The sequence below is a fragment of the Amycolatopsis sp. NPDC051716 genome (genome assembly GCF_040681595.1).
Lineage (GTDB): Bacteria > Actinomycetota > Actinomycetes > Mycobacteriales > Pseudonocardiaceae > Amycolatopsis.
The window spans coordinates 95,112-106,920 of record NZ_JBFAZA010000028.1; the positions used below are offsets into that span (position 1 = coordinate 95,112).

Below are 11,809 nucleotides of genomic sequence, written 5' to 3' on the forward strand. Positions count from 1 at the left end.
CCGGTTCTAACATGTCATCGGAACGATGACAAGTGAATTGTCGCCGGATAGACGACGTCGGTTGCCCGGTACGCCGGGATTGAGCAGCGCGTGACCGGGGTACCCGATCGGGCGACCGCGGAGGATCCCGCGGCGGGGGACGGGAAAGCGAGGCAGCGTTGAGCATTCTGATCGACTTCGAGCGCGACACGGAGTTCTCGTTCGAGCGGGGGTTGCAGGGGTACGTGGGTGCGGTGGCCCGGGCCGTGGGCGTGGGCTGGGAGTCCTGCACGCTCGACGCGGGAACGCCCGCGGCGGCCTACATCGCCCTCGACTGGCGCTTGTCCCGCTTCCAGGGCCACGACCTGGCCCTGGTCTGGGACGAGGTGCACGGCTGGGCGGCGGCGGTCGAAGACGCCACCGGCGAGGCGGCGACGGTACTGGCCTACCTGGGGCGCGAAGTCCTCCCGGACCCCCGGGCGGTAGTCCGCTTCCTGGCGGCGGTCCGCGCGGGCGACCCCGACGCGGGCACGCTGGAGGCCCCGGTTTTGCGCGAGGCGGGCGACCACGAGCGGTTGCTGGCGATGGTTCCCGCAGTGCCTGGCCGTGGGTGACTTTCTTACGGCAGACTGGCGGTATGGGGGAACTGACGGCGGAAGCCGTGGTCGACCGGATGGTGCCGCAGACGCCCCGGATCTCGCCCGACGGCCGGTGGGTGGTGTTCGCGAGTTCGCCGGTGGGCCGGGTGGGCACGCATCCGGTGAGCGGCCTGTGGGTTGCCGCCGCGGACGGGAGTTCCCCACCTCGGCAGCTCGCGGCCGCTGACGCGGAGGACCAGGAGCCGCGGTGGTCGGCGGATTCCGGCTCGGTGTACTTCCTTTCCGACCGGGCGGAACGCGGGACGGCGCAGCTGTACCGGGCCGGTCGGGAGGGCGGCGAGCCGGAGCGGCTGACGGACTGGGGCGCGGGCCTCGAGAACTACGTGGTGATGCCGGACGGCGATGCGGTGGTGTTCGTCGCGCCGGAAGAGAAGGCAGCGGCGGCCGATCCCCGCGTCCGGGTGGTGCGGCGAACCGATGCCGGACCCCCCACTTGGGACACCGCCGACCCGCCCGGGCGGCTCTGGTCCCTCGACCTCCGGACCCGCGCGGTCCGCCCCCTCGGCGACTTCGGCCCGCGGCACGTCGTCGAAGCCGCCGTGCGGCCGGATGGCGCCACCGTCGCCGTGGTCACCTGGTCCGTCGCCGACCAGGAGCCCGGCATCTTCGAACCCGGCCTGCACCTGATCGATCCCGCCACCGGTGCCCGGCAAGATCTCGGCGTCCCGGCGCCGGAGGCCGAATCGCTCACCTGGTGGCACGATGAAACCGGCTGGCGCCTGGCCTACCTCGGCATCACCCCGCCCGGCCTGGTCGGCGGCGACGCCGTCTTCGAAGCCGGTGACCACCGCAACCTCACCGCCGGGCTGAGCGTCTGCCCGATCGGCCTGGCCGAGTCCGGTGACGGCGCGCTGCTGGCCTTGTTCGCCGAAGGGCTCGACACGACGATCCGGCGCCTCGACCCCGCCACCGGCACCTTCATCGAACGGCACGGCGCGACCGGCGCCCTGCAGCACCTGAACGCGAGCGGCGGCCGGATCGCCTTCGTCGCGAGCACCGCCACCGAGCCCGAGGCCGTCTACTGTGGACCGCCCGGCGGCCCGTTCACCCGGCTGAGTGAGCCGCAGCTGAGCGGAATCCGGTGGGGCACCCAGGAACGGCTGTTCTACCGCGCCGAAGACGGCCTGGAGCTCGACGGCCTGCTGGTCCTCCCGCCCGGGCGGACCCGCGCCGACGGGCCCTTCCCGCTGGTCACCGTCGTCCACGGCGGCCCGAAAGACCGCTACGCCGACCAGGCCCAGGTCGGCTGGTTCCGGTGGGGCCAGTTCCTGGCCGCGGTCGGCTTCGCGGTGTTCCTCCCGAACCCGCGCGGCGGCCTCGGCCACGGGCACGCTTTCGCGGCGAGCGTCGCCGGGGCCGTCGGCGGCGCGGAGTTCACCGACCTGCTCACCGGGATCGACCTGCTCGTCGAGGCGGGCGTCGCCGACGGGAACCGGCTCGGGATCGGCGGCGGGAGCCACGGCGGGTTCATGGCCGCCTGGGCCGTCACCCAGACGGACCGCTTCAAGGCGGCCGTCGTCTCCGCGGGCGTGATCGACTGGCCCCTGCTCGCCGCGACCGGGGAGTGGGGCCGGTTCGACCTCGCCCTCGGTGGCCGGGAAAACAGCCCGATCACCTATGCGGACCGGATCTCGACCCCTGTCCTCATCGTGCACGGCGAATGCGACACGAATGTCCCGCTGTCGCAGGGCGAACTCCTGCACCACGCCCTGGGCGACCGCGAGCACGAATTCGTCGTGTACCCGCGGGAGGGCCACTCGTTCCGCGAACGCGGCCACCAGCTCGACCTCCTGCACCGCACCCGCGAGTGGTTCTCACACCTGCTCGCCTAGCTTGAGCTCCGCCCCGCCGGTGAACGAGAAGCCGTCCGCGCCGACGGTGACGCCGGCTTCGCGCGGCTCGGCCCGTTCGACGACCGGCTGGACCGCACCGTCGAGGTCGAGCACGAGCGATGCGTCGGTGTACCAGCTCGGCACCACCGGGTTGCCCCACCAGTCGCGGCGCTGGTTGTCGTGGACGTCCCAGGTGATCACCGGGTTGTCCGGGTCGCCGGTGTAGTAGTCGTGGGTGTAGATCTCGACGCGGTGCCCGTCGGGGTCGCGGACGTAGAGGTAGAACGCGTTCGACACCCCGTGCCGGCCCGGCCCGCGCTCGATCATCCCGGACTTCCGCAGCGCGCCGAGGTGGTCGCAGATGTGCAGGATCTGGTGCCGCTCGTGCGAGGCGAACGCGATGTGGTGCAGCCGCGGGCCGTCGCCGCCGGTCTGGTCCAATTCTCGTCGACCCGGGGGAGCGCGCCGTACGGTCCGAGCGGGACGGTCCCGCCGGCGATCGTGGTCACCAGCCGGCCGGTGGTCTGCCCGCCCGCGTCGACTTCGACCTCGACGACGTAGCCGGGGACGACGACCGACGCGCCCGCGGGCGTGCCGGTCAGGACGACGTCGCCGGGTTCGAGGGTGATCAGCTGCGAGAGGTCGGCGACCAGCCGTCCGAAGCCGAAGAGCAGCTCACCGCTGGAGTCCTCCTGGACCAGCTCGCCGTTGACCCAGGTGCGCAGGCGCAGGGCGGCCGGATCGAGGCCGGCGGCCGGCAGGACCACCGGGCCGAGCGGGGTGAAGCCGTCGCCGCCCTTGGCGCGCAGGTTGCTGCCCCGGTCGGCGTACCGCAGGTCGTAGACGCCGAAGTCGTTGGCCGCGGTGACGCCGCCGACGTACGACCAGCCCTCTTCGGGGGCGACGCGGCGGGCGGTGCGGCCGATGACCAGCGCGGGAGCGGTAGTTGAGGTGCAGCGCGATGATCTTGCCGGGCCGCTCGAGAACCATATCGCAAATAATATATGATCTGCGCCGTAGGGGAAGGGCTACACGCTCGCGGCATCGTGTGAGCCGCCGCCGCGTCGGGTATCCGGGAGGATGACCAGAACCCGGGTGTACCGCGACGGCGCGCTGCAGAAGGAAGACTTCCCCGTCGAGGACGTGTCGGAGTTCCTGGCCGAGCCGGGCACCACGGTGTGGGTCGACCTCTGCGAACCGGCCGAAGCGGATCTGACCCGGCTCGCCGGCGAACTCGGCCTGCACCAGCTCGCCGTCGAGGACGCGGTGTCCGAACACCAGCGGCCGAAGCTCGACCGCTACGACGGCCACGCCTTCCTCTCCGCCTACGCGGTGCGGTTCGACGCGGGCAGTGGCCGGGTCGCCATCGCCGAGCTCGGCGCCTTCGTCACGCCGCGGGCGCTGGTGACCGTCCGCAAGGACGACGGCTTCGACATCGAGCCGGTCGTGCGCCGGTGGGATCAGGCGGGGGAACTGGCGAAGTCCGGTGCGTCCTTCCTGCTGCACGGCCTGCTCGACCACGTCGTCGACGGGCAGTACCAAGCCGTGCAGGCGCTCGACGACGAAGTCGAAGCCCTGGAGGACCTGATCTTCGCCGATCGCCCGGACGCTTCGGAACTGCAGCAGCGCTCGTTCCGGCTGCGCAAGAGCCTCACCGCGCTGCGCCGCGTGGTGCTGCCGATGCGGGAAGTGGTCAGCGCCCTGATGCGCCCGGACCTGGGGCTGGCCGACGAGCTGACGCGCCCGTACTTCGAGGACGTCCACGACCACGCCCGCCAGGCGGCCGAGCAGACCGAGGCCATGCGGGAGCTGATCGCGACGGTCCGGGAGACCCAGCTGAACCTGCAGGGCAACCGGCTGAACCTGATCATGAAGAAGGTCACCGGCTGGGCCGCGGTGATCGCGGTGCCCACCGCGGTGACCGGGTTCTACGGCCAGAACGTGCCGTACCCGGGCAACGGCGCGCCGAGCGGGTTCTGGACCTCGACGGTCATCTTGGTGGTGCTCTCGGTGGGGTTGTACGCGTTGTTCAAGAAAAAGGATTGGCTCTGACGTCGAAGCTCCACAGTGGAGTATCACTGTGGAGTGTCCATTCCGGACATAGGAGCAGGGCGCGACGAGGCCTCGCGACGCACTGGAGTGTGCGTCGACGTAGCCCGTACCGCCATTCAGCCGAACGGGTCAATGTGGCCGGATGGCCTGGGAGAGAAGGAAAGGCTCTCGAGCACCGCCGGGGGAGCGCGCGTGGACACGGGCGCGGCTGGTTGCTCAACCGTTGCCGTTCACTGTAGTGCAGCTGCACTATGCTGAGCCATCCGGTGTGCAGGCAGCGGGACGGCGCCGGGCGCCGGGCGCCGACGAACGACGAAACGGGTGGCGGATGAGCGGGGCAATGGTCGACGGTGTGCGCCCGGGCGCGGGGGCGGATGCCTCGGGCGTGGGCGAGGCCGGGGAGCAGGAGCTGCGCCGCCTGCTGGCCGGCTTGACCGCCGTCCGCGACGGCGACTTCGGCATCCGGCTGCCGGGCGGGGCCGACGGCCTGCTCGGCGAGATCGCCACGGTCTTCAACGGCATGGCCGACCAGCTTTCGCTGTTCACCTCCGAGGTCACCCGCGTCGCGCGGGAGGTCGGCAGCGAGGGGCAGCTGGGCGGGCAGGCGAAGGTCCCCGGTGTGTCCGGCACGTGGAAGGACCTCACCGACTCGGTCAACGCCATGGCCGGCAACCTGACCACCCAGGTCCGTGACATCGCGCAGGTGGCGACCGCGGTGGCGAAGGGCGACCTGTCGCAGAAGATCGACGTCGACGCCCGCGGCGAGATCCTCGAGCTGAAGGACACCGTCAACACGATGGTGGACCAGCTGTCGTCGTTCGCGGACGAGGTCACCCGGGTGGCGCGCGAGGTGGGCAGCGAAGGCCGCCTCGGCGGCCAGGCGCAGGTGCCCGGCGTCGGCGGCGTCTGGCGGGACCTCACCGACTCGGTGAACTTCATGGCGGGCAACCTGACCGACCAGGTCCGCAACATCGCCCAGGTCACGACGGCGGTCGCGAAGGGTGATCTCTCGCAGAAGATCACCGTCGACGCCCGCGGCGAAATCCTCGAGCTCAAGAACACCATCAACACGATGGTGGACCAGCTGTCGTCCTTCGCGGACGAGGTCACCCGCGTCGCCCGGGAGGTGGGCACCGAAGGCCGGCTGGGCGGCCAGGCCGACGTCAAGGGCGTCTCGGGCACCTGGCGCGACCTCACCGACTCGGTGAACTTCATGGCGGGCAACCTGACCGACCAGGTCCGCAACATCGCCCAGGTCGCCACCGCGGTGGCGAGCGGCGATCTGTCGCAGAAGATCAACGTCACCGCCCGCGGCGAGGTCCTGGAGCTCAAGGACACGCTGAACACGATGGTGGATCAGCTGTCCGCGTTCGCGGACGAGGTCACCCGGGTGGCGCGCGAGGTGGGCACCGAGGGCCGGCTGGGTGGCCAGGCCGACGTCAAGGGCGTCTCCGGCACCTGGAAGGACCTCACGGAGTCGGTCAACGTCATGGCCGACAACCTCACCGCGCAGGTCCGCTCGATCGCGCAGGTCACCACCGCCGTCGCCCGCGGCGACCTGTCCCAGAAGATCCGCGTCGACGCCCGCGGCGAGATCCTCGAGCTGAAGGACACCATCAACACGATGGTGGATCAGCTGTCCGCGTTCGCGGACGAGGTCACCCGGGTGGCCCGCGAGGTCGGCACCGAGGGCAACCTCGGCGGCCAGGCCACCGTCCGCGGCGTGTCCGGGACGTGGAAGAACCTCACCGACAACGTCAACGTGATGGCGTCCAACCTGACCGGCCAGGTCCGCTCGATCGCGCAGGTCGCCACGGCCGTCGCGCGCGGCGACCTGTCCGGCAAGATCACCGTCGAGGCCAAGGGCGAGGTCGCGGCGCTGGCCGACGTCATCAACACGATGGTCGACACGCTGTCCGCCTTCGCGGACGAGGTCACCCGGGTGGCGCGGGAGGTGGGCACCGAGGGCATGCTCGGCGGCCAGGCGCGGGTGCCGAACGTGGCCGGCACGTGGAAGGACCTCACCGACAACGTCAACTCGATGGCGAACAACCTCACCGGGCAGGTCCGCAACATCGCCCAGGTGACCACCGCCGTCGCGCAGGGCGACCTGACCCGCAAGATCGACGTCGACGCCCGCGGCGAGATCCTCGAGCTCAAGACCACGATCAACACGATGGTCGACCAGCTCTCGGCGTTCGCCGCGGAGGTCACGCGCGTGGCGCGCGAGGTCGGCAGCGAGGGTCGCCTCGGCGGCCAGGCCGAGGTCGAAGGCGTCTCGGGCACGTGGAAGCGGCTGACGGAGAACGTCAACGAGCTGGCCGGGAACCTCACCCGGCAGGTCCGCGCGATCGCCGAGGTCACCAGCGCCGTCGCCGAGGGCGACCTGACCCGCTCGATCACCGTCGACGCCTCCGGCGAGGTCGCCGAGCTGAAGGACAACATCAACTCGATGGTGGAGTCGCTGCGCGAGACGACGCGGGCGAACCAGGAGCAGGACTGGCTGAAGTCCAACCTGGCCACGATCACCGGCCTGATGCAGGGCCGCCGCGACCTCGCCGTCGTCGCGGCCGCGGTGATGGACGAGCTGGTCCCGCTGGTCAACGCGCAGTACGGGGCCTTCTACCTGGCCGACGACACCGCCGAAGTGCCGGAGCTGCGGCTCGTCGGCGCGTACGGCCACCCCGAGTCCGGCGCGGTCGGCGACGGCCCCACGGTGCGGTTCCGGGTCGGCCAGTCGCTGGTCGGCCAGGCCGCCCGCAGCCGCCGCGCGATCGCCGTCGACGACGTGCCGCCCGGCTACGCCACCATCTCCTCCGGCCTCGGCAGCACCACGCCGGCCAGCCTGATCGTGCTGCCGATCGTGGTCGAGGACCAGGTGCTCGGCGTGATCGAGCTGGCGTCGGTGCACGGCTTCACGCTGGTGCACCGGGCGTTCCTCGAGCTGCTGATGGAGCAGATAGGCGTCAACGTCAACAGCATCGTCGCCAACGCCCGCACCGACGAGCTGCTCGGCGAGTCGCAGCGGCTGACCGCGGAACTGCAGGCCCGCTCGGAGGAGCTGCAGGCGCGGCAGGAGGAGCTCCAGTCCTCCAACGCCGAGCTGGAGGAGAAGGCGGCCCTGCTGGTCACGCAGAACCGCGACATCGAGACGAAGAACCTGGAGATCGAGCAGGCCCGCCAGGAGCTGGAGGCCCGCGCCCAGCAGCTGACGCTGGCGTCGAAGTACAAGTCCGAGTTCCTGGCCAACATGAGCCACGAGCTGCGCACCCCGCTCAACAGCCTGCTGATCCTCGCCCAGCTGCTCGCGCAGAACCCGACCCGCAACCTCACCGCCAAGCAGGTCGAGTACGCGGGCATCATCCACTCCGCCGGTTCGGACCTGCTGCAGCTGATCAACGACATCCTCGACCTGTCGAAGGTCGAGGCCGGGAAGATGGACGTCACCCCGGAGCAGGTGTCGCTGCGCCAGCTCATCGACTACGTCGAGGCGACGTTCCGGCCGATGACCTCGCAGCGCAACCTGGACTTCCGGATCACCGTGGCGCCCGGCTCGCCCGTCGAGCTGCTCACCGACGACTCCCGGCTGCGGCAGGTGCTGCGCAACCTGCTGTCCAACGCGGTCAAGTTCACCGAGGTCGGCGGGATCGAGCTGCACATCGAGGCGGTCGACCCGGAGCAGCTGCCGCGGCCGTTGCGCGTGCACGGGCCCGCGGTCGCGTTCCGGGTCACCGACACCGGCATCGGGATCGCCGAGCACCAGCTCGAATCGATCTTCGGCGCGTTCCAGCAGGCCGACGGCACGACCAGCCGCAAGTACGGCGGCACCGGGCTCGGCCTGTCGATCAGCCGCGAGATCGCGCAGCTGCTCGGCGGCGTCATCACCGCCGAAAGCACGCTGGGCGAGGGCAGCACGTTCACCTTCTCGCTGCCGGTCGCGCGGCCGGACTTCGCGCCGCTGCCGGCGGGTGAGCACCCCGGGACCGCCCTCGTCACGACCGATTCCGGGACGGCCCTCGCGTCCTCGGGCCCGCGGGCGTACCGGCGGCTGCTGGTCGTCGAGGAACGCCAGCACGGGCTGCTGACGCTCGTGGCCGAAAGCGCGGCCGCGGACCTGGCCGACAGCCGGGACATCGGTCTTTCGCCCGCCGACGTCGAAGTCGTGACGGCGGTCGGCACCCAGGAGGCCGCGGCCGCGCTGGCCACCGACGCCTACCACTGCGTGGTGCTCGACCTGGACCTGCCCGAACGGACCGCGTTCACGTTCCTCGACGCGATGCAGGGCGACAGCGCGCTGCGGCTGGTGCCGGTGCTCGCGCACAACAGCCGCCGGCTCGACAGCGAGCTCGAACAGCTGGTGCAGTCCCGCGCGGACGTGCAGTCGCTGGAGGTGCTGTCCGGGCTCGACGAGCTGCGCGAGCGGATCGCGCTGCACCTGTCGGCCGAGGAGCCCGGCGCGGTGCTGCCGCTGGTCCGCCCGGACGAGCCGGCCACGCCGGTGCGGGCGGCCGACGTCGACACCACCCTGGCCGGGCGGACGGTGCTGATCGTCGACGACGACCCGCGCAACGTCTACGCGCTCACCGGGATCCTGGAACTGCACGGCATGCACGTGCTGCACGCGGAAGACGGCCGCAAGGGCGTCGAGACGGTCGCGTCGCACGCCGGCATCGACCTGATCCTGATGGACGTCATGATGCCGGAGATGGACGGCTACACCGCGACGGCGAAGATCCGGGCGATGCCCGAGCACGCCGGCATCCCGATCGTCGCCGTGACGGCCAAGGCGATGCCGGGCGACCGCGAGAAGAGCCTCGCCTCGGGCGCGACCGACTACGTCACGAAACCGGTCGATGCGGACGACCTGATCGCCCGCATCAAGCGGCACGTGACGGCGTGATCGGGGAAGAGCGGTTGGCCGCCGAAGACGAGGCCGTACCTGTGCTGCCCGCGCCGGCCGAGGTGTCGGCCAACCTCGCCCGGCTCGCCGACACCGTTGCCCGCCTGCGCGGCGAGGTCGACCACGCGCACGCCGTCGCGGACGGCCGCGGGCTGATCGAGCTGGCCAAGGGCGTCCTGATGGAACGCCTGCACTGCACGCCGCCGGACGCGGCGAAGCAGCTCGAGTCGCTGGCCGAGCGCTCCGGGCTGACGCCGCTGGAGTTCGCCGCGGAGGTCGTCGGCGAGGCGGCCGAGGACCGCATCACCGAGGTGACGCAGGAGTTCCTGGCCCGCGCCGAAGGCGAGGAGTCCGTCGCGGTGCGGCTGCGGACCGCCGAGAGCGGCGTGCTCGCGGCCGGGGACACCCAGCGCGTCGCGGAGTCCATTTTGGAGCACGCGCTGCGGCCGCTCGGCGCGACCGCCGTCGCGGTGTGGCTCGCAGGGCCGGACGGGTCGCTGACGCTGGCCGGTTCGGCCGGGTTCTCCGCCGAGGAGGCGGCGCGGTGGTGCTACGTCCCGCCCGGCGTGGCGACGCCCGCGCGCAGCGCGCTGCTCGAGCGCGACACCGTCTGGTTCCCCACGCTTTCGGGCGGCGGGCTGCCCTCGATCGGGCAGCACACGCTCTCCGGCGGCGGCCGGGTGACGGTGCCGACCGGCACCGGCGGCCGGATCATCGGCGTCGTCGAGATGTGCTGGCCGGAGCCGCTGCCCGCGGAGCCGGGACGCCAGCTCCGTCAGCTGGAGGCCTTGGCCGAGCTGTGCGCGCACACCCTCGACACCTGGGACGGCGTGGTCGCGCCGGTGGCCGCGGGCGGCTCCGGCGACTTCCTCGGCGAGCTGGTCGACTTCGTCGACGGCCTGCACGACCCGGCGGTGCTGCTGTCGCCGTGCGTCGACGGCGGCAACCGGCTCAGCGACTTCCGGATCCACCACGCGAACGTCCGGTTCGCGGACCCGGGTGGCCGGCCGCGCAGCCGGATCGTCGGCACGCGGCTGCTGGAGGCGTACCCGATGGCGGCCGAGGAGAGCGGCCTGCTCGACAAGATCCAGCGCGTCTACGCGACCGGCGAGCCGTTCCGGGCCGACAGCATGGCGATCACCACCCTGGTCGACCAGGTGCCGCTGACCGTGCTCACCGACGTCAGCGTGACGCGCTTCGCCGGGAACGTGCTGCTGATCCTGCGCATCCAGGACGACGCGGCGAAGCTCGCGGTGCTGCTGCAGCACGCGCAGCGGCTCGGGCGCATCGGTGGCTTCGAGGAGAACGTGGTCACCGGGGTGATCACCTGGAACACCGAGCTGTTCGCGCTGTACGGCCTCCCGCCGAACGCGACGCCGCTCTCGCTGCACGAACTGGCCGCGCACGCGCACCCCGACGACGCGCAGTCGATCGGCCGGTTCCTGCGGGCGGTGCTGCACCACAAGCGGCCGTCGTCGACGGCGTTCCGGCTGCAGCGCTCCGACGGCGTCGCCCGGCACATCCGGGTGGTCGCCGAGCCGGTCGTCGACGCCCGGGGCGAACTGGTCGCGGTCCGTGGCGCCTACCAGGACGTCTCGTCGCAGCACTGGACCGAGGTGGCGCTGGCCGCGACGCGGGACAGGCTGGCCGAGACCGAGCAGGAGGCGATCGAACGCAACCGGCTCGCGCTGCAGCTGCAGCACGCGATCATGCCGCCGGCCAAGGGCCCGATCGACATGCCGGGCCTGCGCGCGGCGGTCCGGTACCGCCCGGCGGAGAAGGAGCACCTGGTCGGCGGCGACTGGTACGACGCGGTCGCGTTGCCGACCGGGGAGGTCCTGCTGTGCGTCGGCGACGTCGCCGGCCACGGCATCGACGCGGCGACCGGGATGGTGAGCCTGCGCAACGCCCTGCGCGGTCTCGCGGCGACCGGCGCCGGGCCGGCCCAGCTGCTGACGTGGCTGAACCTGGTGGCCTACCACCTCACCGACCACGTCACGGCCACGGCGGTCGCGGCGGTCTACGACCCGGCGCACCGGAAGCTGCGCTGGGCGCGGGCCGGGCACCTGCCCCCGATCGTCCGCCACCGCGACGGCTCGGCGACGACGTTGCCCCTGATCCGCGGCTCCCTCCTCGGCGCGGTCCGCGACGTCGTCTACCAGGAGGAAGAGGTTCAGCTCGCCGAGGGCGACATCCTGCTGATCTACACCGACGGCCTGATCGAGCGCCGCGACCGCCCGGTCCAGGACTCGGTGTCCCGCCTGGTCACCCTGGTCGACGGCCACGACGGCGGCCTCGAGCACCAGCTGGACCGGCTGCTGACCTACAGCACGGCGGACACGGACGACGACACCTGCGTGGTCGGCATCGAGGTCACCACCACCTGA

The 11,809-nt window shown here is 71.8% G+C and carries 6 protein-coding genes and 1 pseudogene; 5 read left to right on the top strand and 2 right to left on the bottom strand.

Annotated elements, in window-relative coordinates; all coding sequences use genetic code 11:
• The first annotated feature begins 158 nt into the window (after nt 1-158).
• Nucleotides 159-593, top strand: a complete 435-nt coding sequence (locus tag AB0M30_RS32355) for a DUF6292 family protein (RefSeq protein ID WP_364591558.1) — start codon at nt 159-161, stop codon at nt 591-593.
• 23 nt (nt 594-616) lie between these two features.
• Nucleotides 617-2,470, top strand: coding sequence for a prolyl oligopeptidase family serine peptidase (locus AB0M30_RS32360; RefSeq protein WP_364591560.1), 1,854 nt, complete (start codon nt 617-619; stop codon nt 2,468-2,470).
• Here AB0M30_RS32360 and AB0M30_RS32365 read toward each other — a convergent pair.
• Both AB0M30_RS32365 and AB0M30_RS32370 read right to left on the bottom strand, forming a co-directional pair.
• Nucleotides 2,453-2,902: pseudogene (locus tag AB0M30_RS32365) on the bottom strand (VOC family protein); the annotation flags it as partial. The gene AB0M30_RS32360 and the pseudogene AB0M30_RS32365 overlap by 18 nt on opposite strands.
• Complete coding sequence (locus AB0M30_RS32370; protein WP_364591653.1) at nt 2,794-3,474, bottom strand: fumarylacetoacetate hydrolase family protein; 681 nt, start codon at nt 3,472-3,474, stop codon at nt 2,794-2,796. The pseudogene AB0M30_RS32365 and the gene AB0M30_RS32370, both read right to left, overlap by 109 nt.
• A 76-nt stretch (nt 3,475-3,550) precedes the next feature.
• Between AB0M30_RS32370 and AB0M30_RS32375 the strand changes: the two genes are divergently transcribed.
• The 3 genes from AB0M30_RS32375 to AB0M30_RS32385 all read left to right on the top strand — a co-directional run bounded on the left by AB0M30_RS32375 (nt 3,551) and on the right by AB0M30_RS32385 (nt 11,809).
• A complete protein-coding gene (locus tag AB0M30_RS32375; protein ID WP_364591563.1) occupies nt 3,551-4,522 on the top strand; it encodes a magnesium transporter CorA family protein in 972 nt (323 codons plus the stop codon).
• A 340-nt stretch (nt 4,523-4,862) separates the two neighbouring features.
• Nucleotides 4,863-9,422 (top strand): HAMP domain-containing protein, encoded by a 4,560-nt coding sequence (locus AB0M30_RS32380; RefSeq protein WP_364591656.1) that lies wholly within the window; start codon nt 4,863-4,865, stop codon nt 9,420-9,422.
• Complete coding sequence (locus AB0M30_RS32385) at nt 9,419-11,809, top strand: SpoIIE family protein phosphatase (protein ID WP_364591566.1); 2,391 nt, start codon at nt 9,419-9,421, stop codon at nt 11,807-11,809. Before AB0M30_RS32380 ends, AB0M30_RS32385 begins: the two co-directional genes overlap by 4 nt.

Bases quoted from the DNA above. Each gene is read 5' to 3' on its own strand.
- AB0M30_RS32360 (WP_364591560.1), top strand. From the start codon at position 617: ATGGGGGAACTGACGGCGGAAGCCGTGGTCGACCGGATGGTGCCGCAG.
- AB0M30_RS32375 (WP_364591563.1), top strand. From the start codon at position 3,551: ATGACCAGAACCCGGGTGTACCGCGACGGCGCGCTGCAGAAGGAAGAC.
- AB0M30_RS32380 (WP_364591656.1), top strand. From the start codon at position 4,863: ATGGTCGACGGTGTGCGCCCGGGCGCGGGGGCGGATGCCTCGGGCGTG.